26 protein-coding genes are annotated in these 26,329 nt (G+C 67.6%); 20 read left to right on the top strand and 6 right to left on the bottom strand.

Features of this window, described 5'->3' with window-relative positions; genetic code table 11:
* Nucleotides 1–84: 84 nt before the first annotated feature.
* Both BLQ76_RS12385 and BLQ76_RS12380 read left to right on the top strand, forming a co-directional pair.
* A complete protein-coding gene (locus BLQ76_RS12385) occupies nt 85–1,128 on the top strand; it encodes a flagellar motor protein MotA (protein WP_090673626.1) in 1,044 nt (347 codons plus the stop codon).
* Nucleotides 1,129–1,133: 5 nt separating this feature from the next.
* A complete protein-coding gene (locus BLQ76_RS12380; protein WP_090673623.1) occupies nt 1,134–2,165 on the top strand; it encodes a peptidoglycan -binding protein in 1,032 nt (343 codons plus the stop codon).
* A gap of 9 nt (nt 2,166–2,174) precedes the next feature.
* Here the strand turns inward: BLQ76_RS12380 and BLQ76_RS12375 are convergent, their stop codons facing one another.
* Nucleotides 2,175–3,983, bottom strand: coding sequence for an ABC transporter transmembrane domain-containing protein (locus BLQ76_RS12375; RefSeq protein WP_170842577.1), 1,809 nt, complete (start codon nt 3,981–3,983; stop codon nt 2,175–2,177).
* Between the two features lie 203 nt (nt 3,984–4,186).
* Here BLQ76_RS12375 and rpmE point away from each other — a divergent pair, with 203 nt between their 5' ends.
* Nucleotides 4,187–4,408, top strand: coding sequence for a 50S ribosomal protein L31 (rpmE, locus tag BLQ76_RS12370; protein ID WP_062017696.1), 222 nt, complete (start codon nt 4,187–4,189; stop codon nt 4,406–4,408).
* Nucleotides 4,409–4,576: 168 nt separating this feature from the next.
* Here rpmE and rcdA read toward each other — a convergent pair whose 3' ends face one another.
* On the bottom strand, nt 4,577–5,095 hold the full coding sequence (gene rcdA, locus BLQ76_RS12365; protein WP_090673620.1) for a protease adaptor protein RcdA: 519 nt from the start codon (nt 5,093–5,095) through the stop codon (nt 4,577–4,579).
* 353 nt (nt 5,096–5,448) lie between these two features.
* Between rcdA and BLQ76_RS12360 the strand changes: the two genes are divergently transcribed.
* Together BLQ76_RS12360 and BLQ76_RS12355 are read left to right on the top strand one after the other, a co-directional pair.
* Complete coding sequence (locus BLQ76_RS12360) at nt 5,449–6,438, top strand: NAD(P)H-quinone oxidoreductase (protein ID WP_090673618.1); 990 nt, start codon at nt 5,449–5,451, stop codon at nt 6,436–6,438.
* A gap of 130 nt (nt 6,439–6,568) precedes the next feature.
* Nucleotides 6,569–7,264 carry a DUF1013 domain-containing protein gene (locus BLQ76_RS12355; RefSeq protein ID WP_090673615.1) on the top strand — a complete coding sequence of 232 codons (696 nt, stop codon included), beginning with the start codon at nt 6,569–6,571 and terminating at the stop codon, nt 7,262–7,264.
* A 79-nt stretch (nt 7,265–7,343) separates the two neighbouring features.
* On the opposite strand, the gene BLQ76_RS12350 is transcribed toward BLQ76_RS12355, so the two are convergent.
* Together BLQ76_RS12350 and BLQ76_RS12345 are read right to left on the bottom strand one after the other, a co-directional pair.
* Nucleotides 7,344–8,159 (bottom strand): SDR family oxidoreductase, encoded by an 816-nt coding sequence (locus BLQ76_RS12350; protein ID WP_090673613.1) that lies wholly within the window; start codon nt 8,157–8,159, stop codon nt 7,344–7,346.
* On the bottom strand, nt 8,146–10,023 hold the full coding sequence (locus BLQ76_RS12345) for a glycoside hydrolase family 15 protein (protein WP_244519598.1): 1,878 nt from the start codon (nt 10,021–10,023) through the stop codon (nt 8,146–8,148). The genes BLQ76_RS12350 and BLQ76_RS12345 overlap by 14 nt, the downstream gene beginning before the upstream one ends.
* Nucleotides 10,024–10,233: 210 nt before the next feature.
* On the opposite strand from BLQ76_RS12345, the gene BLQ76_RS12340 reads away from it, so the two are divergent.
* The 12 genes from BLQ76_RS12340 to BLQ76_RS12285 all read left to right on the top strand — a co-directional run bounded on the left by BLQ76_RS12340 (nt 10,234) and on the right by BLQ76_RS12285 (nt 21,740).
* The gene (locus BLQ76_RS12340; RefSeq protein ID WP_090673610.1) at nt 10,234–11,205 is read left to right on the top strand and encodes a hypothetical protein; all 972 of its coding nucleotides are present in this window, start codon (nt 10,234–10,236) and stop codon (nt 11,203–11,205) included.
* A 14-nt stretch (nt 11,206–11,219) separates the two neighbouring features.
* Nucleotides 11,220–12,500 carry an ATP-binding protein gene (locus tag BLQ76_RS12335; RefSeq protein ID WP_090673608.1) on the top strand — a complete coding sequence of 427 codons (1,281 nt, stop codon included), beginning with the start codon at nt 11,220–11,222 and terminating at the stop codon, nt 12,498–12,500.
* 150 nt (nt 12,501–12,650) lie between these two features.
* Nucleotides 12,651–13,688, top strand: coding sequence for a PstS family phosphate ABC transporter substrate-binding protein (locus tag BLQ76_RS12330; protein ID WP_090673605.1), 1,038 nt, complete (start codon nt 12,651–12,653; stop codon nt 13,686–13,688).
* Between the two features lie 146 nt (nt 13,689–13,834).
* On the top strand, nt 13,835–15,319 hold the full coding sequence (pstC, locus tag BLQ76_RS12325; RefSeq protein ID WP_090673603.1) for a phosphate ABC transporter permease subunit PstC: 1,485 nt from the start codon (nt 13,835–13,837) through the stop codon (nt 15,317–15,319).
* Complete coding sequence (gene pstA / locus BLQ76_RS12320; RefSeq protein ID WP_090673601.1) at nt 15,316–16,653, top strand: phosphate ABC transporter permease PstA; 1,338 nt, start codon at nt 15,316–15,318, stop codon at nt 16,651–16,653. Before pstC ends, pstA begins: the two co-directional genes overlap by 4 nt.
* Nucleotides 16,654–16,666: 13 nt before the next feature.
* Nucleotides 16,667–17,476, top strand: a complete 810-nt coding sequence (gene pstB, locus BLQ76_RS12315) for a phosphate ABC transporter ATP-binding protein PstB (protein WP_280140068.1) — start codon at nt 16,667–16,669, stop codon at nt 17,474–17,476.
* Between the two features lie 46 nt (nt 17,477–17,522).
* Complete coding sequence (phoU, locus tag BLQ76_RS12310; RefSeq protein WP_090673597.1) at nt 17,523–18,251, top strand: phosphate signaling complex protein PhoU; 729 nt, start codon at nt 17,523–17,525, stop codon at nt 18,249–18,251.
* Between the two features lie 8 nt (nt 18,252–18,259).
* Nucleotides 18,260–18,997 carry a phosphate regulon transcriptional regulator PhoB gene (gene phoB, locus BLQ76_RS12305; protein ID WP_090673595.1) on the top strand — a complete coding sequence of 246 codons (738 nt, stop codon included), beginning with the start codon at nt 18,260–18,262 and terminating at the stop codon, nt 18,995–18,997.
* A gap of 159 nt (nt 18,998–19,156) precedes the next feature.
* Complete coding sequence (locus tag BLQ76_RS12300; RefSeq protein WP_090673593.1) at nt 19,157–19,405, top strand: hypothetical protein; 249 nt, start codon at nt 19,157–19,159, stop codon at nt 19,403–19,405.
* Between the two features lie 81 nt (nt 19,406–19,486).
* Complete coding sequence (locus BLQ76_RS12295; RefSeq protein ID WP_090673591.1) at nt 19,487–19,699, top strand: hypothetical protein; 213 nt, start codon at nt 19,487–19,489, stop codon at nt 19,697–19,699.
* 98 nt (nt 19,700–19,797) lie between these two features.
* Entirely contained in the window at nt 19,798–21,084 is a 1,287-nt protein-coding gene (locus BLQ76_RS12290) for an O-antigen ligase family protein (RefSeq protein ID WP_090673588.1), read from the top strand.
* Nucleotides 21,085–21,329: 245 nt separating this feature from the next.
* Complete coding sequence (locus BLQ76_RS12285) at nt 21,330–21,740, top strand: helix-turn-helix domain-containing protein (protein WP_170842576.1); 411 nt, start codon at nt 21,330–21,332, stop codon at nt 21,738–21,740.
* A gap of 46 nt (nt 21,741–21,786) precedes the next feature.
* Here the strand turns inward: BLQ76_RS12285 and BLQ76_RS12280 are convergent, their stop codons facing one another.
* On the bottom strand, nt 21,787–22,950 hold the full coding sequence (locus BLQ76_RS12280; protein ID WP_090673583.1) for a M20 aminoacylase family protein: 1,164 nt from the start codon (nt 22,948–22,950) through the stop codon (nt 21,787–21,789).
* A gap of 143 nt (nt 22,951–23,093) precedes the next feature.
* On the opposite strand from BLQ76_RS12280, the gene BLQ76_RS12275 reads away from it, so the two are divergent.
* Both BLQ76_RS12275 and BLQ76_RS12270 read left to right on the top strand, forming a co-directional pair.
* Nucleotides 23,094–24,305: a D-alanyl-D-alanine carboxypeptidase family protein gene (locus BLQ76_RS12275; RefSeq protein ID WP_090673581.1), complete on the top strand. Its 1,212-nt coding sequence runs from the start codon at nt 23,094–23,096 to the stop codon at nt 24,303–24,305.
* Nucleotides 24,302–25,375, top strand: a complete 1,074-nt coding sequence (locus BLQ76_RS12270) for a CobW family GTP-binding protein (RefSeq protein ID WP_244519597.1) — start codon at nt 24,302–24,304, stop codon at nt 25,373–25,375. The genes BLQ76_RS12275 and BLQ76_RS12270 overlap by 4 nt, the downstream gene beginning before the upstream one ends.
* On the opposite strand, the gene BLQ76_RS12265 is transcribed toward BLQ76_RS12270, so the two are convergent.
* The gene (locus tag BLQ76_RS12265) at nt 25,372–25,656 is read right to left on the bottom strand and encodes a sulfurtransferase TusA family protein (protein ID WP_090673579.1); all 285 of its coding nucleotides are present in this window, start codon (nt 25,654–25,656) and stop codon (nt 25,372–25,374) included. The genes BLQ76_RS12270 and BLQ76_RS12265 overlap by 4 nt on opposite strands.
* 28 nt (nt 25,657–25,684) lie before the next feature.
* On the opposite strand from BLQ76_RS12265, the gene BLQ76_RS12260 reads away from it, so the two are divergent.
* Nucleotides 25,685–26,251, top strand: a complete 567-nt coding sequence (locus tag BLQ76_RS12260) for a DUF924 family protein (RefSeq protein ID WP_090673577.1) — start codon at nt 25,685–25,687, stop codon at nt 26,249–26,251.
* Nucleotides 26,252–26,329 lie beyond the last annotated feature (78 nt).

The following is a 26,329-nucleotide window of genomic DNA, read 5'->3' as shown; positions in this document are numbered from 1 at the left end:
AGCGGCGCGCCGGGTTAAAACCGCGGGGTCTTTCCCGCCCGTGCGCCCGCGCGGGCTTCTACGCTCACAGCGGATGATGCGCCGATGCAGGTGGTGAACCCGTCGCCCGAACCCCACCGTCCGGTGCCCGAGCCGGTGGCCGGACGCCTGTCGAGTCCGCTCGTCTATCTCTGGGCGATGCTGGTCTTCCTGGCGCTGGCGGGCTTCGTCGCGATGATCCTCGGCCGGCAGGTCATCGCCGCCTTTCACACCAATCCGGGCCTCAACGGGTTGATCGTCGGTGTGATGACGGTCGGCATCATCATGGCGCTCGGCCAGATCCTGCGCCTCGCGCGCGAGGTGCGATGGGTCAACGCCTTCCGCGACGGACCGGCCGCCGACCGCGTGAAGCCGCCGGTTCTGCTGGCGCCCATGGCCGCGCAGGTCGGCCACCGGCGCGGACGGCTGCAACTGCCGACCTCGACCGCCCGCTCTCTTCTGGATTCCGTCGCCACCCGTCTCGACGAGACCCGCGACGTCGCGCGCTACCTGATCGGGCTGCTCGTCTTCCTGGGCCTGCTCGGCACGTTCTGGGGCCTGCTCACCACGATCGGCTCGATCACCTCGACGATCCAGTCGCTGGACCCCGGAGCCGGCGACGCCGCGACGGTGCTGAACTCGGTGAAGAACGGCCTGTCGGCGCCGCTCTCGGGCATGGGAACGGCGTTCTCGTCCTCGCTCTTCGGCTTGTCGGGCTCGATGGTGCTCGGCTTCCTGGATCTTCAGGTCGGCCGGGCGCAGAACCGCTTCTACACCGAGTTGGAAGACTGGATCGCCTCGGTGACCGAGGCGGAGGCGCCGATCGGCGGCGGAGCGGTCGCGCTGGCCTCCAGCGTGCCGAACGGCGCGGAAGAGTTCCGCGTCCTGGCGGATCGGATCAACCGCCTGGTGCTGGAGCAGACCACGAGCCCGCGGACCTCGGCCGCGATGGCGAGCTTGGCCGAAAGCATCCAGGGACTGGTTCAGCACATGCGCTCCGAGCAGCAGCTCCTGCGCGACTTCGTGGAGGCTCAGGCCGGCGAACAGCGCGAGATGCGACGCGTCATGGACCGCCTGAACGCCTCGCTCTCCGCACCCGAGCGGACGTAGCGTCGGTGGCCCTGTCCCGCCGTCGCGCGCGGCGCGAGATCGACTACTGGCCGGGCTTCGTCGATGCGCTCTCGACGCTGCTGCTCGCCATCATGTTCCTTCTGTCGGTCTTCGTGATCGCGCAGTTCCTTCTCAGCCGCGACCTTTCGGGCCGCGACACGGTTCTCGAACGGCTGAACTCGCAGATCGCGGAGCTCAACCAACTGCTCGCGCTGGAGCGGGCCAACGCCACCGACTTCCAGGACCAGATCGCCGCGCTTCAAGCCTCGCTCGCTTCGACGCAGAATGAGCGCTCGCGCCTGCAGGCGGCGCTCGACGAGGGACGGGGGGCGGCGACCGCGCCTGGAACAGGGCCGGGCGTCGGCGAGCTGCAGGCGCAGGTCCAGAACGAGCAGGCCGTTTCGGCCCAGGCGCGCGCGCAGATCGATCTTCTGAACCAGCAGCTTTCCGCGCTGCGTCAGCAGATCGCCGCGCTGGAAGACGCGCTCGGCGCTTCGGAAACCCGCGACCGCGAATCGCAAACGCAGATCGCCGACCTCGGGCGACGGCTCAACGTGGCGCTGGCCCAGCGTGTCCAGGAACTGGCACGCTACCGCTCGGACTTCTTCGGACGCCTGCGCGAGATCCTGGCGGACCGCGAGAACATCCGCATCGTGGGCGACCGCTTCGTGTTCCAGTCCGAGGTCCTGTTCTCGTCGGGGGCCGACGTGCTCCAGACTGCAGGACAGGACGAGATGCGCCAGCTGGCCGCCGCGATCATCCAGCTGAACCGCGAGATCCCGTCCGATATCAACTGGATCATCCGGGTCGACGGCCATACCGACGACGTTCCGGTGTCGAGCGGGCGCTTCGCCGACAACTGGCAGCTGTCCACCGCGCGCGCGGCCGCCGTGGTGCGGTTCCTGATCCAGAACGGCGTGCCGGCCAACCGGCTCGCCGCGACGGGCTTTGGCGAGTTCCAGCCGCTGGTCGCGGGCGACACGCCCGAGGACCGGGCGCGCAACCGCCGCATCGAACTGAAGCTGACGGAGCGCTAGCGGCTGTCGCTATTCGGCGGCGGGACGCAAACCCTGGCTGAATTGAAGATCGGCAAGCCGTGCGTAGAGGCCGCCGCGCGCCACCAGCGTCTCGTGCGTGCCCTCCTCGACGATCCGTCCTCCATCGAGCACGAGGATGCGGTCGGCCTTGAGGATCGTCGCAAGGCGGTGGGCGATCACGAGCGTCGTGCGCCCTTCCATCAACCTCTCCAGCGCGCGCTGCACCAGAACCTCGCTCTCGGCGTCGAGCGCCGAGGTGGCCTCGTCCAGAAGCAGGATGGGAGCGTCGCGCAGAACGGCCCGCGCGATGGCGAGCCGCTGGCGCTGCCCGCCCGACAGCGTCACCCCGCGCTCGCCGATCGCCGTCTCGAAACCCTCCGGCATGGCGCGCACGAAACCTGCCGCATGCGCCGTTTCGGCGGCCCGCTCGATCGCATCGGCCCCCGCGCCGTCGACGCCGAAGCCGATATTGTCGCGAACCGTCCCCGCGAAGACGACCGCCTCCTGCGGCACCAGCGCCATGCGGCGGCGCAGCTCGTGGAGGTCCGCCTGCCGGATATCGACGCCGTCGACGAGGATGCGGCCGGTCGTAGGATCGTAGAAGCGCTCGAGCAGCGCGAACACGGTGGACTTGCCCGCGCCGGACGGTCCGACCAGCGCCACGGTCTCGCCGGGACGCACCTCGAAGCTGAGGGACTCCAGCGTCGGGGCCGAGGCCCCGCCCGTGGGGTAGCGGAACGAGACGTTCTCGAAGCGCACCGAGCCGAGGGCGCGGGCGGGAAGGGGGCTCGGTGCTGCAGGCGAGCGGATCTCGGGTTCCTCGGCCAGAAGCTCGCTCAGCCGCTCCGCAGCCCCGGCCGCCGCCGTCAGGTCGTTCCAGACTTCCGACAGCTGGCCGAGCGAGGACGCGGCAAAGACCGCGTAGAACAGGAACTGGCCGAGCGTTCCCGCCGTCATTGTGCCCGATACGACGCGGCCCGCGCCGACCCAGAGGACGGCGACGATCGAAAAGGTGATCAGGAAGATCGCAAAGGCTGTCAGAAAGGCGCGCGCCACGACCGAACGACGGGCGGCCTCGAAGGCCTCGTCCGCCGCCTGCCCGAAGCGGGCGGCCGCGATCGGCTCGGCGGTGAAGGCCTGGACGATGCGCGAGGCGGCGATCGCCTCGCCCGCATAGGCGCTGGCGTCGGCCAGGCGATCCTGCGCGGCGCGCGAGCGGGCGCGCACCGAGCGGCCAAACGCGACGAGCGGTCCGATGATGAGGGGAATCGCGGCAATCACGATCACCGACAGGCCCGGGCTGGTCCAGGCCATCATGGCGACCGCACCGACGAACAGGATTGCGTTGCGCAGCGCCAGCGAGGCCGTCGCGCCGACCGCCGACTTGATCTGGGTCGTGTCGGCGGTCAGCCGCGAGACGATCTCGCCCGACAGGTTGCGATCGTAGAAGCCGGGCGACAGCTTCAGGACATGGGCGAAGACGTCGCGGCGCAGGTCGGCCACCACGCGCTCGCCGATCGTGATCACGAAATAGTAGCGGCCCGCGCTCGCCAGAGCGAGAACAGCCGCCAGAACCGCGAGCATCGCGAAATACGTATCGATGAAGGCGGTGCCACCCCCCGAGAACCCGTGGTCGACCACCCGGCGCACGGCGATCGGCAGGCTGAGCGTGGTGATGGAAGCGAGCAGCAGGAAGACGAGGGCGCCGGCCACGAGCTTGCGCTGGCGCAGGACATAGGGCCAGAGACGGCGGAGCGGCGAGAGCCGCCGCATCGGCGACCGACCGCGCGCGGGCGAGGCCGGGTCTTCAGGCGGCATGGCTTCTGGCTGGATCTCGGGCAAGCTTCGCGTCACCGCCGGGGCGGGCCTTGTCTCTCTTAGGGGGGTCATGTATAGGCTCGCCCCTGATTTTGAAAGCGATCGCGCTCGCCTCTCATCACATCGCGGGGTGCCGCGCGGCTCGGCCGCAGGTGTCCGGTCGGGATGGTCGGTCGCGAAAGCCAGCCAGAGAGGACAGCCCCGTGAAGGCCAACATCCACCCCGATTACCACACCATCACCGTGGTGATGACCGACGGCACCGAGTACCAGACCCGCTCGACCTACGGTGCGGCCGGCGACAAGCTGAACCTCGACATCGATCCGAACTCGCATCCGGCCTGGACCGGCGGCAACCAGAACATGCTGGACCGCGGCGGCCGCGTGTCGCGCTTCAAGAAGCGCTACGAGGGCCTCGGCATCTGAGCCGAGCCGCTCTTCGACAGATCTGCGAAAGCCCGGCCATCGTGCCGGGCTTTTTCGTGTCGGGTCGCCGGAAAAGAAGAGGGCACCGTGGCGCCACGACGAAAAAGGCCGGCGATGATCGCCGGCCCCGTTGCTTCTCTTGTAGTCGTGCGATGAGCGGTTCGCGTTTTAGCGGCCAAAGGCGGTGCGCAGGAGATCGATTTGCTCGGCCACCGGGTTGCCGACCTCGTCGTCGTCCGGACGACCGTAGATCTCGCGGTCCAGAAGCGCGATGCGGCGCTCCAGCATGATGGCGCGGTCCACGAGCGAGCGGAAGTCGTCCGGTAGGTCGCCGTAGAAGGGCGAGTCCACCCCTGATCCGACACCGTCCAGCTTGACCTTGACCTTTTCGGCCTCGACCTGGGCGCGCGACATGTCACCCTGGTTGGCGGCGCGCTGGAGAAGAAGCCAGGAGGCGATCTGCATCAGGCGCGTCGTCAGGCGCATCGATTCGGCGGCGTAGAGCGTCGAGGCGCCCTTCGAGATCGTGCGGGCCGCACGACGGCCGTCCCCGTCGAGATACGCCGCCGTCTCGTCGACAAGCGTCATGCCTTCGTCGAAGATCGGCTGGAAGGAGGCGGAAAAGGCCAGCCGTTCGGCCAGGCGCACCGTCCGCGTTCCCTCGCTATGCTCGATCTGGACTGTCATGGGGCGTTAAACCGGTCTGGCGTGGATTCGTTGCGCGACGCGGAAACCGGACACGGTCTCCGACGCTGCGGTCCGCGCGAACCTCTACCCTTCGTTCCCTCGGCGCAAGCCACGCGGCCCGGCTTTGGTTAACGCGCTCGGGCAAGGCCCGGGCCCGGGAAAAAGAGAGCCGCACGGAGCGGCTCTTCAAGTTCAACAGGGAGGCTTCGACAACCCGAAGGGATCGCCATCCAAACCAAAATCTGGACTACGCGAAGTTTCGCGCGGAATGGTGAAGAAGGGGTTAACACACCCATTCTGCGCCCTCTTTTCCCCTCCGGCCTGGACGAGGCCACGGCAGGAGGAATGGCGCGATGAACGAATCGGAGATGGATGTCGTCGGCATCGAGGGTGCGGGCGGCGGCCCCGAGGTGCTGCGCTTGCGCCGGGAGCCCATTCCTCGCCCCAGGACCGGAGAGATCCTGATCCGGGTCGAGGCGGCGGGCGTCAACCGACCCGACGTCCTGCAGCGCCTCGGTCATTATCCGCCTCCCAAGGGCGCGCCGGACTGGCCGGGGCTCGAGGTGGCCGGAACCGTCGAGGCCGTGGGCGAGGGCTCCGGACGGTATCGGCCCGGCGATCGCGTGATGGCCCTTCTGCCGGGCGGCGGCTACGCGCGCTTCGCGATCGCGCCGGAGGGAAGCGTCCTGCCGATCCCCGGCGATCTGGATTCGGTTCACGCCGCGGCGATCCCGGAAACCTTCTTCACGGTCTGGCACAACGTCTTCCAGCGCGGCGGGCTGCAAAGCGGCGAGCGCCTTCTGGTGCATGGCGGAACGTCCGGCATCGGGACCGTGGCCATCCAGCTCGCCCATGCACGCGGCGCCCGCGTCGCCGCGACCGTGGGAGGCCCGGAAAAGGTCGAGGCCGCGCTCCGGCTCGGAGCCGAGCTTGCGATCGACTACCGCCGCGAGGATTTCGTGGGGCGGCTGCGCAGTTGGGGCGGCGTCGACCTGACGCTCGACATGGTGGGCGGCGACTACACCGCGCGCAACCTTCAGGTCGCGGCACCCGACGGGCGCATCGTGCAGATCGCCTATCTGCGAGGCCAGCGCGCCGAGATCGACCTCGGTCTGGTGATGACCAAGCGCCTGACGCTGACGGGCTCGACGCTGCGCGCGCGGGACGTCGCCTTCAAGGCGCAACTGGCCGCCGAACTGGAGCGCGAGGTCTGGCCGCTTCTGGCGAACGGAACCGTGAAGCCGCTGATCGACACGGTCTATCCCTTCTCCAAAGCCGCGGAAGCGCACCGACACATGGACGACGATCATATCGGCAAGATCGTGCTGGTTCCCGACCCATGAGGAATCGGCCCCGATCCATCGATTTGTTGCGAAGCCGGGAGGCAATGCCTATAGTCCCGCCATTCCCAGATCGCGTGGCCCCCACCACGGCCGGTTCCCAGCGGAGCCGGCGAACAGGAGACGTTCATCCATGGCTCAGCAGCTTCTGATGCCCAAGGCGACCGCCGTCTGGCTGGTCGACAATACTTCGCTGTCCTTCGAGCAGATCGCGGAGTTCTGCACGTTGCATCCGCTCGAGGTGAAGGCGATCGCCGACGGCGAGTCGGCGCAGGGCATCAAGGGCATGGATCCGATCATCACGGGCCAGCTGACGCGCGACGAGATCGTGCGCGCCGAAAAGGACGACAAGCACCGCCTGAAGATCGCGCCGCCCAAGGTCCGCGTGCCCGAAGCCAAGCGCAAGGGACCGCGCTACACGCCGGTCTCCAAGCGTCAGGACCGGCCCAACGCGATCCTCTGGCTGGTGCGCAATCACCCCGAACTGAAGGATCCGCAGATTTCCCGCCTGGTGGGCACGACCAAGCACACGATCGAGCAGATCCGTGAGCGCTCGCACTGGAACTCCGCGAACCTTCAGCCGATGGACCCGGTGACGCTCGGCCTGTGCTCGCAGATCGACCTCGACCTCGAGGTCGAGAAGGCGTCGCGCGGTATGCCCCGGCCAGAGGTCGAAGCCGAGGAGGAGCGCCTCCTGTCCGCCGCCCAGACCCAGAGCTACCGCGCCCCGCGCGAGGACTCTGAGGAACTCGATGCGGCCGCCGTCTTCGCCAAGCTCACCTCGATGCGCCGCACGGAGCCCGAGGACGAGGAAGACCAGCTCGGCTGAGCCTTCGTTCCTGTGAAACACAAGAAGGCGACCGCAAGGTCGCCTTTTTCGTTGTTGTCGCGATAGAGGCCAGGAGGCCTCAGCCGTTGCCGCGAAACTCCGGATACAGCGTCATGCCGCCATCCACGAAGAGCGTCTGGCCGGTCATGTAGTCCGACGCATCGGAGGCCAGGAAGCCGACGACGCGCGCGACATCCACCGGGTCGCCGACGCGGCCCGAGGGAATGAGCTTCAGCATCGCGTCGAGGCCGCCCGGCGTCTCGCGCGCGACCTTATTGATGTCGGTCGCGATCGCGCCGGGTCCCACGGCATTCACGCGGATGCCCTCGCAGGACACCTCCTGCGCGATCGATTCCATCAGGAGCTTGATGCCGCCCTTGGAGGCCGCGTAGTTCACGTGGAAGGCCCACGGGATCACCTGATGGACCGACGAATCGAAGATCAGCTTGCCGAGCGCGCGGCTCACTTCGGGGCGCGGCCCCTTCTTGCGGAAGCGACGCACCGCCTCGCGCCCGACCAGGAAGCCTCCCGTCAGGTTGGTGTTGATCACCATGTTCCAGTCGTCGAGCGTCATGTCGGCGAGCTTGGCGTCGCGCTGCAGGCCGGCATTCGACACGACGATGTCGATCGGCCCGAGGCGGCTTTCCGCCTCGTCGAACATGGCGATGACATTGCTTTCCGATCCGACGTCGGCCTGAACCTTGAAGGAGCGCCGACCCATGGCGACGATGTTGTCGACGGTGGCCTGCGCGTCGCGCTCGGCGCCGTGATAGTTCACCACGACGTCGGCGCCCCGACCGGCCAACTCCTTGGCGATCGCCTCGCCGATGCCCGACGACGATCCTGTGACGATGGCGGTTTGGCCGTGGAGGGAGTTCAGGTCAGTAGACGCCATCGGGGTCCTCGATCATCTGATGGTGGAAGTTGGCGGGATCGTCGCTCGCGCTGTTGAGGGCACGGTCGAGCCAGATCGCCGCCGAGATCAGGGACAGGTGCGTCAGTCCCTGCGGGAAGTTGCCGAGATGGTCGCCCGACGACGAGAGCTCCTCGGAATAAAGGCCGAGGTGGTTGGCGTAGGCGTGCAGCTTCTCGAACAGGAGGCGCGCTTCCGCGACGTAGCCGGTGCGCGCCAGCGCCTCGACGTACCAGAAGGAGCAGATCGTGAAGGCACCTTCCTCGCCCTGGAGGCCATCGGCCTCCTCGGTGTTGAGATAGCGCTTCACGAGGCAGTCGTGCACGAGGTTGCGGCGCACGGCGTCCAGCGTCGAGGTCCACATCGGATCGCGCGGGTTGATGAACTTCACGAGCGGCATCAGCAGCACGACCGCATCCAGCGTCTTGCCGCCCTTGTACTGCGTGAAGGCGCCGAGATCCTTGTTCCAGAATTCCTCGACGATGGTCCGCTGGATCTTGTCGCGTTCGGTGCGCCAGCGCTCCACGTCGGCGGGCAGCGACTCGTTGTGGGCGATGCGCAGCCCCCGGTCGAGCGCGACCCAGCACATCAGGCGCGAGGACAGGTATTCGCGGTCCGGCCCCCGGCTTTCCCAGATCCCCTTGTCGGGCAGGTGCCAGTTCGCGCAGAGCCAGTCCATGAGGCGCGAGAGCTTGAACCAGACGGCGTAGGTGGGCTTACCGCGCGCGCGCGTGGAGATGTAGACGGCGTCCATGAACTCGCCGAAGATGTCCATCTGGCGCTGCTGGTATGCGGCATTGCCGATGCGCACCGGCTGGGAGCCGTCATAGCCCGACAACGAGTCGAGCGTGACCTCCGGCAGGCGCTCGGCCCCGTCCATCGCGTACATGATGTGCAGGCCCGAATCCTCGCCGGTGCCGGTCTCGGTCACGCGCTCCATCAGGAAGTGGATGAACGCCTCGGCCTCGTCGAAGTAGTTGAGCCGCGAGAGCGCATAGAGCGTGAAGGCCGAGTCTCGCACCCAGCAGAAGCGATAGTCCCAGTTGCGCTCGCCCCCGATGACCTCAGGCAGGCCGAACGTGCCGGCGGCGGCAATCGAGCCGTTGCGCGCCGAGGTGAGGAGCTTCAACGTCAGCGCCGACCGGACCACGAGCTCGCGCCAGTAGACCGGATAGGAGCCCCGCGCGACCCAGTGGTGCCAGAAGTCGCGCGTCTGGGTGAAGGCGCTGGCGACATAGTCGCGGCTGAGCGGGGCCACGCCCTCGCGGTTCGGGCACATGACCACATAGGCCGTTTCCCCCTGGCGAAGGTCGCGATGGCCGATCACGTCGGTGCCTTGGATCTCGAACTCGAACGAGGTCAGGAAATGCACCTCGTCGCGCACGCCGTCGGCTTCGCGCCGCCACGACACGGCGCAGCCGCCTTGGATGGGGCGCAGTTCCGGGACGGTGCCGCCGTATTCGGGGCGCGGCGAGATCAGAAGCGAGAAGCGCATGTCGCCGAGAACCGCCTTCGCGCGGCGCACGATGCGGCCCGACCCGTCGACCGGCATGAAGTCCGAGACCTCGCCGATGCCGCTGTCGCCGAGGAAGCGCGTGATCAGGATGTTGGTGTCGGGCAGGTAGATCTGGCGGAACTTCAGCCCGTCCTTGTCGACCCAGAGCCGGAACTCGCCGCCGCGCTGCGGGTCGAGCAGTCCGCAGAAGAGGCTGGGGCTGTCGATGTTGGGGTGGCACAGGAAGTCGATGGAGCCGTTCTGCGCGACCAGCGCGAGCGTATTCATGTCCCCGATCACGCCATGTTCCGAGATCAGGTTGGGCACGGCATGGGGATGGTTGGACGACATGGACGCAGATGGCCTCGATCGATCGGGAGCGGGAAGATTGGTCGCGACCCGGTTTCGTCCAGCAGCCGGGCGAATGGCAGCTGATTGCGGGTGCCATCGCCATCCGGTATCCAGCGGAACGCGCTCCCCACGGGGCGCTGCAGGAAGGCGCGTTTCACCTCGGGCGAACGGTTCCGGGGGCGCGATCGGCAGGCAGGGCCGGGAGACAGCATGAGCGCGATGGAACACAGCCTGCGGCGGGCCCTGGAAGCAGGCGACACGCGCGACCCGGGCTTTCGCGAGAGCATCTACGCCGCCTCGGAGCGGGCGCTGGAGCGCATGCTGGAGACGCGCCGGTCGGACGAGGCGGAAGCCCTACAGCAGCGCCAACAGCTGGCCGAGACCATCAACCGCGTCGAGGCCGAGTTTGCCGCCTCGAACGAACCGCTCGACGACACCGCCGCCGACGCTGCCGCGTTCGCGCCTGACGACGAGGATGTGCGAGACGCACGCGAACCACGCGCCTACGCAGCCGATGTGGTGGAGGACGAGGCGGCCGACGACTGGCGGCCGGGGGCCTTGGGCGCCGAACCGATGCCGGCGGGCCGGCGGGGCGTTCAGTCGCCCTTCGCCGTGCCGCTTCTGGCCATCGCACTCGCCGTTCTCCTCGGGCTTCTGGCCTATTTCGTGGGTGGGCTGCTGCGCGGGGATGAGCCCGCCGCGACGCCGGCGGCGACCGACCAGAGCGCCGAGCTGCCGGCTCTGAATTGGATCGACGTCTTCGACGGCGACGACCTGCAGGCGCTGTCGACGCCGAACGGCGGACGCGTCGAGACGGTCGCGCGCGACGACGGCCGCAGCGCGGTCCGTGCCAGCGGACCGTCGGGCGGCGAGGGCGAGATCGAGGTCGGTATCGGGCCCGGCGTCGCGCGCGAGCTGGCCGGCCGCAACATCCGTATCGAGCTCACCGCCGGGTCGCCGGACGGCGCCTCGCGCGAGTTCGGCGTGCGCTGTCTCTTCGGCGGGACCAGCACCTGTGACCGCCAGCGTTTCACCACCTCCATGAGCGAGGAAGCCTTCGTCTTCGACGTCACGGTTCCCGCCGGCCTTTCGTCTGGGGGAAGCCTCGCCCTTTCCACCGGACTCGATGGGACGGCAACCGACGTCGACATCTACCGCGTGCGCATCCTGCGCCTTTCCTGACCGGGGCGCCGGTCGTGGAAGCGGAAGGCGAGGGGCGCGGGCGGCGTGACTGGAGCGCGCTGCCGACCGTTCTGATCCTGGCCGCAGGCCTGCTTCTGGACGTGGCGCTGGGCGGCGCGCTGCCCCGCGAGGTAGCGCTCGCATGTGTCGCGTTGGGCGCCGTGTCCTACGGCTTCAGCCGTCTGTGGCGCCGTCGCCGGCCGGCGGGGCCGGCGGCGCGGGTTCGCGCGAGCAGCGTCTGGCCGGATGCGGGCATGCGCGGGGTGGTCGAGGCCGTGCGCGAGCCCGCCTTTCTCGTGGATCGCTCGCTGGCGCTGCGCTTTCGCAACGACGTTTCGCTCGCGCCCTTCGGCGTGATCGCGCTCGGCGATCCGATCTCGCTGCGCTTCCGCTCGCCCGATCTCCTTCAAGCCCTCGAAGCGGCGGTGGCGACCGGCGATGCACAGGCGACCGAGTTCACGGAGCGAAGTCCGGTCGATCGATCCTGGCTGGTCGACGTCCTGCCGGTGCGCGGCGCGGGCAGCGGACCGCCGCCCTTCCTTCTGCTCCTGTTTCGCGATCAAACCGCGTCGCGCCGCCTGGAGCGCATGCGAACCGACTTCGTCGCCAATGCGAGCCACGAACTGCGCACGCCGCTCGCCTCCCTGACCGGCTTCATCGAGACGCTGAAGGGTCCTGCGCGCGAGGATGCGGCGGCGCGCGAGCGCTTTCTCGACATCATGCTCGACCAGTCGCGTCGCATGTCGCGGCTGATCGATGATCTTCTGTCCCTGTCGCGCATCGAGACGCGGCGCCAGCTCCAGTCCGGGGAACGCGCGGATCTCGCCCACGTGCTGCGATCGGTCGCCCACGAGATCGAGCCGCAAGCCCGCGAGGCCGGCGTCGCGCTGACGCTGCTGGGCATTGGAGCCGATCCGATCTGGGTCAACGGCGATACCGACGAACTGGTGCAGGTCTTCACCAACCTGGCCGAGAACGCCATCAAGTACGGACGCGATGGCGGACGCTTGGAGATCGGCGTCGAAACGGCGCCGCCGCTGGCCGGCAAGCCCCAGGTCGAGGCACTGGTGCGCGACTTCGGCAAGGGCATCGCGCCCGAGCACCTGCCGCGGCTGACGGAGCGCTTCTATCGTGTCGAGGGGAAGACGCGCGAGCGCGGGACGGGCCTCGGTCTCTCGATCGTGCGCAACGTCCTGATCCGGCATCGAACGCGGCTGAGAATCGTCTCTGAGCCGGGGGAGGGCGCGACGTTCAGCGTTCGATTCGATCGACTGGATTCCAGCGAGGCGAAATAATTCCAGTCGTATCAGTGCCTTATCCTGTCATCAAAGGGATACGCACTTGTCATAGAGAGGTTGCGCCGCCGCTTTAGAGCGTTGGCGGAACCCGAGGCGATCCGATCCGGAGCTCGGTTCGCTTTCGCAACTCCATGACGGAGAGATCCCTTGCTGAAGACCTCGCTCGCCGCGCTTGCGCTCGGCACCGCCCTGGCCGCCACCTCGGCGCTGGCCCAGAACGCCCAGCCGATCCAGGTCGCCGGTTCCTCGACGGTCCTGCCCTATGCGCAGATCGTCGCCGAGAACTTTGGTGAAGTGTATCCCGACTACCCGACCCCGGTTGTCGAGTCCGGCGGCACGGGCGCCGGCCTGAAGCAGTTCTGCTCGGGCGTCGGCCCGGACACGATCGACGTCGCCAACGCCTCGCGCCCGATCTCGGAGTCCGAGAAGAAGACCTGCATGGACAACGGCGTGACCGAGATCCAGGAGGTCAAGTTCGGCTATGACGGCATTGTCTTCGCGACGGCCGCCGGTGGTTCCGACTGGAAGCTGACCCCGACCGACGTCTTCAACGCGCTCGGCGCCAAGCTGGTCTCGGACGGCAAGCTCGTCGACAACCCGAACAAGACCTGGAAGGCCGCCAACCCGGCGCTGCCCGACTGGAACATCGCCGCCTACATCCCGGGCTCCAAGCACGGCACGCGCGAGGTCTTCGAGACCAAGCTGATCGAAGCCGGCTGCAAGGCCACCGGCACGCTCGACGCCTACAAGGCTTCCGGCATGGACGACAAGGCGGCGGCTGCAGCCTGTCTGCAGGTTCGCAAGGACGGCGCGGCGGTCGACATCGACGGCGACTACACCGAGACGCTGGCCCGCATCGACGCCAACAAGCAGGGCGTCGGCGTCTTCGGCCTCGCCTTCTACGAGCAGAACCAGGACAAGCTCCAGGTCGCGACCGTCAACGACGTCGTGCCCTCGGTCGAGACCATCTCCACCGGCCAGTATCCCGTGTCGCGTCCGCTCTTCTTCTACGTGAAGAAGGCGCACATCGGCGTGGTGCCGGGCCTCAAGGAGTATGCGGACTTCTTCCTGTCCGAGCAGATGATCGGCCCCGACAGCCCGCTTGCCACCTACGGCCTGGTGCCGGCTCCGGATGCCGAGCGCGAGACGTATCGCGCCGACTTCGACGGCGGCAAGACCATGTGATGCCGACCGGCCCGGACCGGCGCTTCCGGTCCGGGCCCGCGTCTTGCGGCATGGGGCGCGCCGCTCGCGCCCCATGCCATGTCTCTCCTGCGATCCATCGTTTCCCTTAAGGGCGGCTCGGCCGCTTCCTCGTGTCGGGAGCCATCATGTCGTCCTTGGCGATCCTTGCGGTCTCGCTTCTGATCGCGCTCGCAGGTGCCTTTGTGGGTGCGCGCCGCAGCGCCGCGCTGCGTCCGGCGCCCGACGAGAAGCTTCATTCGCGCCCCGTTTATCACGGGGCCTTCGTGTTCGTGTGGTCGGCGGTTCCCGCGCTTCTCGTGCTGATCGCCGCGAACGTCGCGGGACCGATCATCGCCGAGGCGCCGGTTCGCGAGGCCGTCGAGGACAGCGCGCCGGACACGGCCGTGCCGCCGGCCGTTCGCGCCCAGCTGATCGACGCGCTCGCCGCCGGCATGCGCGTCCTGCCGTCCGACGAGTTCGCGACCGTCGACAATCTGCCGCTCGCCGAGGTCGTTCCGCTTCTCCAGCGCCGGGGCGTGGCCATCGCCACCGCCACCGACGACGCCATGGTGCGTCCGGCCGCCGCCAAGGTGCGCATCGAGAACACCGTGCAGATCGGCAAGGCGATCATCACGATCCTGGCCGCGCTGGCGGGCGCCGCGCTTGGCCTGAAGCGCATCGCGCCGCGCCTTCGCGCGCGCAACCAGGTCGAGATCGTGGTGCGCGCGATCCTGATCCTGTGTTCCATGATCGCAATCGTGACGACGGTCGGCATCATCATGTCGATGCTCTCCGAGACGGTCGAATTCTTCCGGCGCGTCGACCCGTCGACCTTCTTCTTCGGCACCGTTTGGGATCCGCGCTTCGCGGCCGCCGGGTCTAGCGGCGAGGCGGGTCAGTTCGGCCTCGTGCCGCTTCTCGCCGGCACGCTCTACATCGCCTTCGTGGCCATGCTGTTTGCGGTCCCGGTCGGCCTGTTCGCGGCGATCTATATGGCGGAATACGCCAAGCCCCGGACGCGCTCGGTGGTGAAGCCGCTTCTGGAAGTGCTCGCCGGCATCCCGACCATCGTCTACGGCTTCTTCGCCCTGGTCACGGTCGGACCCTTCCTTCGCGACCTGTCGGCGCAGATCAACGGTCTCGTCACCGGCGACTACACGAACTTCATCCAGGCCCAGTCGATCCTGACGGCGGGCCTCGTGATGGGCATCATGCTGATCCCGTTCGTGTCGTCGCTGTCGGACGACATCATCACCGCCGTGCCGCGCTCGCTTCGCGACGGCTCGCTCGGCCTCGGCGCCACCCGCTCCGAGACCATCAAGCGCGTCGTCCTGCCGGCAGCGCTCCCGGGTATCGTGTCGGCGCTCCTGCTGACCGCCTCGCGCGCCATCGGCGAGACCATGATCGTGGTGCTGGCGGCGGGCGTTGCCGCACGCCTGACCATCAATCCCTTCGAGGCGATGACGACCGTCACGGTCAAGATCGTCAACCAGCTGACGGGCGACCTCGAGTTCAACTCGCCGCAGACGCTGGTGGCCTTCGCCCTCGGCATCACCCTCTTCGTGATCACGCTGGGGCTCAACATCATCGCCCTCAGCATCGTCCGCAAGTATCGGGAGCAGTACGAATGAGCGACGCGACCTTCCCCGATCGCCCCGGTGCGGCCGCGCCGGCCGCGCTCGATCGCTCCGTCGCGCGCCGCGACATCGGCCTCAAGCGCCGCTACGCCGCCGAGCGTCGCTTCAAGCTCTACGGCCTGCTGGCGATCCTCACCGGCCTCGTGTTCCTGGCGATCCTGCTCTGGACCGTCGTCAGTCAGGGCTACACCGCCTTCTGGCAGACCGAGATCCGCCTGCCGATCACCTTCTCGCAAAGCGTGATCGACCCGAAGAACACGGGCGGCAAGGATCTGGCGGCGCTGCGCATCGCCAACTATCCGCGCCTCGTCCAGGACGCGATCGCGCAGAAGCTCGGGATCGACCCGAGCAACCGCGCCCAGCTGCGCGCCGCCAACGAGCTCGTCTCGCAAGGGGTGCGCACCCAGCTCGCCGGGATCGTCATGAACGACGTGACGACGATCGGCACCACACAGGAGATCTGGGTCCCCGCTAACTCCACGGTGGACTCGGCCGTGAAGGGCCAGTTCGACTTGTCGATCCCCGAGGACCGCCGACCGATCAAGGACCAGCAGCTCCAGTGGATCCGCCAGCTGGAAGCCTCGGGTGACCTGCAGCAACGCTTCAACACGGGCCTCTTCACGTTTGGCGCGTCGAGCCGCGCCGAGACGGCCGGCTTGGGCGTCGCCATCGTCGGCTCGCTCTACATGATGGGCATCGTGCTGGTGCTGGCGCTGCCGATCGGCGTCGCGGCCTCGATCTACCTCGAGGAGTTCGCGCCCAAGAACCGGTTCACCGATCTGATCGAGGTCAACATCAACAACCTCGCGGCGGTGCCCTCGATCGTCTACGGCCTCCTGGGCCTGGCGGTGTTCGTCAACTGGTTCGGCTTGCCGCGCTCGGCGGCGCTGGTCGGTGGTCTCGTTCTGACGCTGATGACGCTGCCCACGATCATCATCGCGACGCGGGCGGCGCTGAAGGCTGTGCCGCCCTCGATCCGCGCGGCGGCGCTGGGTCTTGGCGCGTCCAAGACGCAGATGGTGTTCCACCATGTCCTGCCGCTCGCCATGCCGGGCATCCTGACCGGCACGATCATCGGCCTCGCCCATGCGCTCGGCGAGACCGCGCCGCTTCTCCTGATCGGCATGGTGGCCTTCGTCGCCGACTATCCGCCGACCCCGCTCGCGCCCTCCACCGCGCTGCCCGTGCAAATCTATATGTGGGCCAACGAGGCGGAGCGGGCCTTCGTGGAACGCACGTCGGGCGCTATCATCGTCCTTCTGCTCTTCCTGGCCGTGATGAACATCGCGGCGATCCTTCTTCGCCGCAAGTTCGAACGTCGCTGGTAGGAGCCCACCCATGATGGAACAGATGTCCTTGACCGCAGCCAAACCCACGCCAGCGCCCACCGCCTTCGCTTCCAAGATGCGGGGCGAGAAGGTCTCGGTCTTCTACAATGCGAAGCAGGCGCTCTTCGACGTCGACCTCGACATCCCCGAGCGTCAGGTCACGGCGCTGATCGGGCCCTCGGGCTGCGGCAAGTCCACCTTCCTGCGCACGCTCAACCGCATGAACGACACGGTGGAAGGCGCCCGTGTCCAGGGCAACATCACGCTCGACGGCGAGAACATCTACGATCCCTCGATCGACGTCGTCGAGCTGCGCGCCCGCGTCGGCATGGTGTTCCAGAAGCCGAACCCGTTCCCGAAGTCGATCTACGAGAACGTCTCCTACGGACCGCGCATCCATGGCCTGGCCCGCTCGAAGGCCGACCTCGACGAGATCGTCACCTCGTCGCTGCGCCGCGCGGGCCTCTTCGAAGAGGTCAAGGATCGCCTGCACGAGGCGGGAACCGGCCTGTCCGGCGGCCAGCAGCAGCGCCTCTGCATCGCGCGCGCCATCGCGGTCAGCCCCGAGGTCATCCTCATGGACGAGCCCTGCTCAGCGCTCGACCCGATCGCGACCGCGACCGTCGAGGAACTGATCGACGAGCTGAAGCAGAACTACACGATCGTGATCGTGACCCACTCCATGCAGCAGGCCGCGCGCGTTTCGCAGCGCACCGCCATGTTCCACCTGGGCAAGATCGTCGAGGTCGGTCCGACCGAGAAGATGTTCCAGAACCCCGACGACAAGCGCACCCAGGACTACATCACCGGCCGCTTCGGCTGACCCGCGACAGGAAGGCCGGCGCCGCACCGGCAGGGAGGGCATCCCCATGGAACACCATATCGTTTCGTCCTACGACCAGGAGCTGAAGTTCATCCTGCGTCGCATCTCCGAGATGGGCGGGCAGGCCGAGCGCATGGTCGAGCAGTCGGTGGCGGCGTTGATCCGCTCCGATTGGGGCCTCGCCCAGGCGGTGGTCGCCGACGACGTGCTGCTGGACGCCGCGCAGCGCGAGCTCGACGAGCGCGCCATCATGACCATCGCCAAGCGTCAGCCGATGGCGCAGGACCTGCGCGAGATCGTCGGCGCGATCCGCATCTCCAACGATCTCGAGCGGATCGGCGATCTTGGCAAGAACATCGCCAAGCGCGTCATCGCGGTGCACGAGCATTCGCAGCCGGTGCAGCTCGTGCGCGGTATCGAGCACCTGTCGGAGCTTGCGCTCGGCCAGCTCAAGGACGTGCTCGACGCCTACGCGACGCGCGACCACGTACGCGCCGAGGCGATCCGCTCGGGCGACGAGGAGATCGACGCGATGTACACGTCGATCTTCCGCGAGCTCCTGACCTACATGATGGAGGATCCGCGCAACATCACCGCCTGCACGCATCTTCTGTTCTCCGCCAAGAACATCGAGCGGATCGGCGACCACGCGACCAACATCGCGGAGACCATCTACTACATCAAGACCGGCAACCAGATGGAAACGGATCGACCCAAGGGCGACCGGACCACGTCGATCTCCGATGCCGCCGTCTCCGGCGCGCAGTCGGCCTGAGGACCCCGATGAGCGCACGTATCGCCGTGGTGGAGGACGAGGAGGCACTCTCGGTCCTCCTTCGTTACAATCTGGAGGCCGAGGGCTACCGCGTCGACACGATCGAACGCGGCGACGAAGCGGACCTGCGCCTCAAGGAAGAGGTTCCCGATCTTCTGATCCTCGACTGGATGCTTCCAGGCCTGTCGGGTGTCGAGTTGTGCCGGCGCCTCCGCACCCGGCCCGAGACGGAGCGCCTGCCGATTATCATGCTGACGGCGCGTGGCGAGGAGTCGGAGCGGGTGAGGGGGCTCTCGGTCGGGGCGGACGACTACGTCGTGAAGCCCTTCTCGACGCCCGAACTCATGGCGCGCGTGCGCGCCATGCTGCGCCGCGTGAAGCCCGAGCGCATCTCCTCGCAGCTTGTCGCCGGCGACATCGACCTCGACCGCGAGACGCATCGGGTGCGCCGGGCGGGTCGCGAGGTACGCCTCGGACCCACCGAGTTCAAGCTCCTCGAGTTCCTGCTCCAGTCTCCGGGCCGTGTCTTCTCGCGCGAGCAGCTGCTCGACGGCGTATGGGGCCGCGACATCTACGTCGACGAGCGGACCGTTGACGTCCATGTCGGGCGCTTGCGCAAGGCCATCAACCGAGGCCGGCAGCGCGATCCGATCCGTACCGTGCGCGGCGCCGGCTACGCGCTCGACGAGACCTTCACCCAGGCCCGTGCGGCCGCGCCGCGCAGCGTCGCCCCCGCCACGCTCTGACGGCGACGGCGGTTTGCCGCTATCGCCGCGCCCGCGCCCGTGCTCCAAGGGCGGGGACCGGCATGGGAGGCCTTTGGGTTTCCGATTCGGACCGCGACCGGGAACCCGCGGCCCCATCGCCGGCTTCAGACCGCGACCGCGATGAATCAAGGACCTGCCATGCTGACCGAAGCCCAGACCGAAGAGATCTCGGAGAAGATTGCGAACCTGTTCCAGGGCATGGACCTGGAAGACGTCGCCAGCGTCCTGAAGATCCAGATCGCTATGCTGGTGACGCAGGGCAGCGACGACGCCGAAGGGGCGGTCGAGTTCCTCGACGAGATCTACGAGGACGTCGAGCAGATGATCGAGACCTTCCCGTTCGGCGAGGAAGACGAGGAAGGATCGCCGGCGCCCGTCGGCAACTGACCGCACACGATCTTTTTTGGGAACGTGGGTTCCTTCATCCGGGTTGATTCGACGGCAACCCTGGAATGGAGGACCCCTCCCATGTCCAATATCGAATCCAACATCATCGATCCGCGCGATCCCGCGCCGCCGGACTCGATCGTTCCGCCGAACGACCATGTCGGCTCCGACGAGATACGCGAGCCGGATCGCCGGTCGCCTCCCGTCGAGCGCGATCCCGAGGAGGGCGGGCGGGTGCCCGACGATATCGAGCGGGCTCTCGACCACACGCCGATCCTGCCTGTCCCGGGCTGACAGGGGGACGCCGGCACGCCGGCCTTAACCCGACGGCAGCTTTCGGACCCTAGACTTCCCGCGCGGCGATCCGATCCGACGTCGCGCGGGGGACGTTCATGACGACACTTGCGCCCGAGCGCGGTCTCTCTGCGCAGGCCGGAGACTGGGCCGCGGTCCTGCGCACGGCGATCGCGACAGCGATCCTGTCGGCGCTGCTCGTCACGTTCCAGCCCTTCGTGGTGACCTTCGAGGCGAAGACGCCCGATGCCGGCAGCCCGGTGAACCAACTGGGCTACGGCCTTCTCATGCTGGCGGGATTGCTGGCGCATCTCACCTTGACCCCGCCCGCGCTTCTGCGCCGCATCGCGCATCCGGTCTGGCTGATGATGGCGTTCTGGCTCGTCTTCGCATCCCTTCATTCGCCGTGGCCTGACGTGTCGCTGAGGGCCGTCGGCTTCACGCTCGCCGCGATGATCGCCGCGACGGCGGTCTTTACCCTCCCGCCGGATGCCCGCTCCTTCCGCGTGGCGCTGGCTTTGTCCGTGTCGGCGGTGCTCGGCCTCAGCTACGTCGGCATCGTGCTTCTGCCCGGCTCCGCGATCCATCAGGCCGGCGAACTCGAATCGATCCACGCCGGCCTCTGGCGCGGTATCTACAGTCACAAGAACGTGGCAGGTCCCGTGATGGCCTGCCTGTGCTACGCCGGCTTCTACCTGTTTCGTGCGGGTTGGCGCGGGGTGGGCGGTGCGATTGCGGTTTTGTCCGCCGTCTTCGTCCTCGAGACCGGTTCCAAGACGACGCTGGCCCTTCTGCCCGCCGTGGCGCTTCTGGTGCTCGGCGCCCGGCGGATGGGGCGTGTGCCCGTGGTTCTGCTTCTGGCGTCGGCGCTCGCGCTGATGGCGGCCTTCACGCTCGGGACCGTGCTCTCGCCCGCGCTCTACGCGGTGCAGCAGTGGGTCTTGCCGGGAACGACGCTGACAGGCCGCCTCGACCTTTGGCGATTCGCGTTGCAGGCCTTGGCTGGCCATGAATGGCTGGGCATGGGGTTCGACAGCTTCTGGACCACACCCGCGGTCGCGGCCGCGGAGGTGCCGCTGGGCTCCAGCTGGGATCCACGAGGGATCGTGAATGCCCATAGCGGTTATCTCGATCTGGTGATCGCCATGGGCTGGCCCGGCCTCGTGCTCGGCCTTCTCTTGATCGTCGCGTTGCCGCTGCGCGACTTCGCGCGCTCCCGGGACGACGACGAGGCGAGGCGGCTGGCCGACCTGTTCCTGATGATCCTCGCGTTCACGCTTCTCAACGCCTTCGTTGAGTCGTTTCTCTTCGCGCGGGGCGCGCCGGTCTGGATGCTGCTATGGCTCTCGGTTGCGGGTTTGCGCTTCTTGGCTCGGCAGCCTTAGGTTGAGTTGCTGTCTTTGATATAGTCAGCCAATCTTACAGAATGTGCTCCCGTTGATTTTGTTGACAAACCAACAACAGATTGTTGCTTGCCTGCCTTTCGACTGCCACAAACCGGACGGGTCCGGGCTTTTTATCTTTCAGGCGGTTGAAGCGAGCCGCAACATTACAAATAAGACGAGAAGGGCATCGATGGGTTGACACAAGCCCAAAAAGGTACGCATCGGTTTCCTTCTACGAGCGCTACGTGCGCTCGCTCGTGTTTGAAAGACCCCGGAGTTTTGTCGTGAAAGTTGAACGTGATCCGATCGATGTGCATGTCGGAAACCGTCTGCGCATCATCAGAACCGCACGTCGGCTGTCGCTGGAGGAGTTGGGACGCCGCATCGGCGTCACCTATCAGCAGATCCAGAAGTATGAGACCGGGGCCAACCGCGTGAGCGCCTCGACGCTCTATCGAATCTCGCAGGTCTTCGAAACGACCCCGACCTTCTTCTTCGAGGGTCTTGAGGACAACCGCGCCGAAGAGGAGCCGGCAGCTGCCCGCGAGGCGCTGCAGTCGTCGATCGCGCTGGGCCGCATCGAGGACCAGGAAGTGCGTCGCCGGCTGCGCATGCTGATCGAGGCACTCGATCCCGGTCTTCAGCGCGAGGGTTGACCCACGTGTGCCGCCGGCCGGTGTCATCCGGCCGGCTCCGCGTCGGCTAGTCGAGTGGCAGCGCCCGCTCCACCAGCGTCAGCCAATACGACGAACCGAAGGGGATGGCCTCGTCGTTGAAGTCGTAGGCGGGGTGGTGCAGTCCGGCCGACGCCCCGTTGCCGACGAAGATGAACGCTCCGGGCCGCTGCTCCAGCATGTAGGAAAAGTCCTCGCCGCCCATGAGCGGGACGGTGTCTCGGTTCACCGCACTCTCGCCCGCGACCTCCGCCGCGACCTCGGCGCAGAAGGCGGCTTCCGCCGCATGGTTGAGGGTCACCGGATAGTTCCGGTCGTAGTCCACCGCGATCTCGACACCGTGCGCGGCGCCGATACCGGCGGAGATCTCGCGGATCCGACGCTCGGCGAGATCGCGCGTGCGCGCCGTCAACGAACGAACGGTACCCGAGACGGTCGCCTCCTGCGGTATGACGTTGTGGGCGAAGCCCGCATGGAACTGCGTGACCGATACGACCACGGAGTCGAGCGGATCGACGTTGCGCGAGGCGATCTGTTGCAGCGCCTGAACGAGGGACGCGCCCGCGAGGATCGGGTCGTAACCCTGGTGCGGGATGGCGGCATGGCTGCCGCGCCCGTGCAGCGTCAGCGTGAACTCGTCGGTCGAGGCCATGATCGGACCCGGCCGGATCGCGAAATGGCCGAGCGGCAGGCCGGGCAGGTTGTGCATGCCGAAGACGCGGGCGATCGCGAACCGTTCCAGGAGACCGTCCTCGATCATCGCCTTGGCGCCCGCGCCGCCTTCCTCGGCGGGCTGGAAGATCACCGCCACCGTCCCGCGGAAGCGCCGGGTTGAAGCGAGCGCCTCGGCCCCTCCGAGCAGCATCGCCATGTGCCCGTCGTGGCCGCAGGCATGCATGGCGTTCGCGCGCTCGGATCGGTAGGGCAGATCGGCGGTCTCGTGAATCGGCAGGGCGTCCATGTCGGCCCGCAGGCCGATCACCGGTCCGCCGTCGTGCCCGTGGATCAGACCGACGACGCCGGTTCCCCCGATTCCCTCGACCACCTCGTCGCAGCCGATCTCGCGCAGGCGCTCGGCGACGAAGCGCGCCGTGTCGGGGAGGTCGTAGAGAATCTCGGGGATGCGATGGAGCGAGCGGCGCCATTCGGCGATTTTGGGCGCCTCCGCGGCGATGCGGTTGTTGACGGGCATGAGGTCTTCCGGCGATGCCATGAAATGGCGACAAAGGGCCTGTTGATCGGCCTTGGGGCTCCCACCTTGCCATGGAAACGGATCGACTGCGAAGGGGGCGGCTGCGTCGCCCGATCCATCGCGAGAATGAAAGAGACCGCACGATGACGTCGCTTCTGCGCTCTGTGGCCTTGGCTGCGCTGGTGACCCTCGGCGGTGGGACGGCCCAGGCGGCCAATACGATCGTCGTGGACGTGGCGACCGGCAAGGTCCTGTCGCAGCAGAACGCCGTGCAGCGCTGGTATCCGGCGTCCACCACGAAGCTGATGACCGCCTACCTCGCGCTGAAGGCGATCGAGACGCAGACGCTGCAACTCGACAGCCCCGTCGTCATGACCCGCTCGGCCGCCTTCCAGCCGCCGTCCAAGATGGGCTTCAAGCCCGGCTCCGTGATGCGGCTCGACAACGCGCTGCGCATGATGCTCGTGAAGTCGGCCAACGATGTCGCCTTTGCGATCGGTCAGACCGTCGGCGGCGGCTCCATCGAGACCTTCGTCGCGATGATGAACCGCGCCGCGGCCGATCTCGGCATGAAGGACAGCCACTTCATCAATCCGAACGGGCTGCCGGGCGAGGGGCAGTATTCCAGCGCCAAGGATCTCGCGATTCTCGGCACGGCGATCCGTCGCGAGTTCCCGGCCTTCACGGACTACTTCTCCACCGAAGGCATCACGCTCGACAAGGCGTCGATCAACAACACCAACGGACTGCTGGGCCGCTACAACGGCGCCGACGGCATGAAGACCGGCTATATCTGCGCCTCGGGCTTCAACCTCGTCGCATCCGCCACGCGCGACAACCGGACCATCGTCGCGGTGGTTCTGGGGGCGGAAGGGCCCATCGTGCGCGAGCGCCTGGCCGCGGAGATCATCGAGAACGGGTTCCACGTGAACCCGAGGTCGATCCGCGAGACCGTGGCCGACCTGCCGACGGCCGAGGGACCGCCCGCCGATATCAGCGCCGCGATCTGCTCGGCGGCGGGCCGTACGGCGCGCGCCAACGAGCGCGAGTCGGAGGAGAAGCGCGACGAGGCCTTCGGCTCGCCCTTCATGACCGAGCTCGACCGTCCCCGAAACACGGTGCCGGTCCGCCTCGGCGGCGCGGCCGCCGGTCGCAACGTCGAGGCCGGCGTCTCGATCATCGCCGACTACGGCATTCCGGTTCCGACTTGGCGTCCCGCCCGACCGGGCGAGCCGGGCGCCGCCGCTCCGGCCTCCGCTCCGGCGCCCGGTAGCGCGGAGGCGATCGAGGAGCAGCGCCGCACCGAGCTGCGTCCCGGCTCCGATCTCCTGAACGTCGAGCGATCCCGGCCGTGATCCCGGACCGCTTCTGCCAACCGGCCGCGCCGGTGGCGCCCATTCCCGTCACGGTGCTCACCGGTTTCCTCGGCGCCGGCAAGACGACGCTTCTCAATCGCCTGCTCGGCCAGGGGGCTCTGGCCGGCGCGGCGTTGATCGTCAACGAGTTCGGCGAGGTCGGGATCGACGGCCTTCTGGTGGAAGGGACCGGAGACGATGTCGTTGAGCTCAACGACGGATGCGTCTGCTGCTCGGTGCGCGGCGATCTGGTGGACGCGCTTTTGCGCCTTGGCGAACGTCGCCCCGCGCCGACGCGCGTGCTGGTCGAAACCACGGGTCTGGCCGACCCGACACCGATCCTGGCAGCCCTTGCCGCCCATCCCGACCTTCTCGCGTGCTTCCGGTTGGACGGGGTCGTCTGCGTCGTGGACGCGCTTGCGGGTCCCGAACATCTGGCGCACCGTATCGAGGCGAGGCGGCAGGCGGCGCTCGCCGACCGTCTGGTTCTGACCAAGGCCGATCTGGCCGATCCCGAGCCGCTCCAGCAAGCGCTGCGCACCCTCAACCCGGGCGCGCCGCTCGTTCCGCTGAAGGCTGCGACCGGTCCGGCTCTTCTCGACGCCGGGCTGCGCGATTCGCGAACGGGCCGCCTCGACGCCGACCGTTGGATGGGCGCCGACGACGCGCATCGGCACCATCACCACGACCATGGCGCTGGTCACGCCAGCGTGCGCTCGATCGCCCTGCGGCATGACGGGGCGATGAGCTGGTCTGACGTCGAAGCGTTTCTGCAGTTCGCCTCCGCCGAACCTGGTCTCCTGCGCCTCAAGGGCCTGTTCTGGCTGCAGGACGACGATCGCCCGCTCGTCGTGCACGGCGTGCGTGGCTATCTGCATCCGCCCGCCAGCCTTCCGGCCTGGCCCGAGGGCGCCGCGCGCGCGACGCGGCTCGTGGTGATCGGCGAAGGTTTGAACGAGCGTCGCCTGCGAGACCTCTTCGCGGCCTTCTGCGGTGCCGCGCGAACCGACGCGCCCGATCGCGACGCGCTGAGGGACAATCCCCTGAGCGTCGCCGGTATGCGCTTCTAGGGGCGTTTGGCGGCCCGCCGGATGCGAAAGCGCCATCCGCCGCCTGCCGCTTCGTCCTGCGCCAGGAGACTGTGACCCTCGGTTCGGCAGAGATGGGCAATGTCGAGCGGACTGAGCGGGTCGTCCGCCAGAACCTCGATCACGCATTCGTCAGCCGCGTCCCGCAGCGCGCGCGCGGTGCGCAAGGCGGGCAGGGGACACTTCAACCCCCGCAATTCGAAGCGACCCGCTGTTGTGGCGTCCGGGTCGTGACTATCTTCGCGCTCGACGCGATCCGCCATGTCCCAACCTCCGGAAACCTGCCCGCTCATGAGCGACACCTTCATCGATAGCGACTACTCCATCGACCCGCAAAGCGTCGTCGATTTCTGGCGCGAGGTCGGACCCGAAGGCTGGTTCCGCAAGGATCCCGAACTCGACCGCACGATCACGAGCCGGTTCGGTGATCTTTACGAGCGCGCCGCGCGCGGCCATCTCGACGCCTGGGCCGACGAGCCGAACGGTGCGCTCGCCCTCGTCATCCTTCTCGACCAGTTTCCGCGCAACATGTTCCGCGGCACGCCCCGTGCCTTTGAAACCGACGAGAAGGCGCTGAAGCTCGCTCGTGCCGCGCTCGCGCGCGGCGACCATTATCATGTCGGCGAGGACATCAACCAGTTCTTTGCCATGCCCCTCATGCATTCCGAAGCCTTGGCCGATCAGGAGGCGTGCATTCGTTGGATGGAGGAGATCGGGGAGGAGAACGTGCCGTTCGCCGTCGAACACCGCGACATCATCCAGCGATTCGGCCGGTTTCCCCATCGCAACGCGGCTCTCGGTCGCCAGAGCCGTCCGGACGAGGAGGCTTTCCTGGCCGATGGCGGGTTTCAGGGCTGAACCGAACAATCCTACAGAGTTCGGAGATCAGTTCATTAAGGCCTGATCCCGTAGCCTGCGATCCGAAACGGACATGGC

This window comes from Aureimonas jatrophae (assembly GCF_900104035.1).
Lineage (GTDB): Bacteria > Pseudomonadota > Alphaproteobacteria > Rhizobiales > Rhizobiaceae > Aureimonas > Aureimonas jatrophae.
Note: the sequence above shows the minus strand (reverse complement) of the source record. Positions and strands in the feature narration are given on the sequence as shown.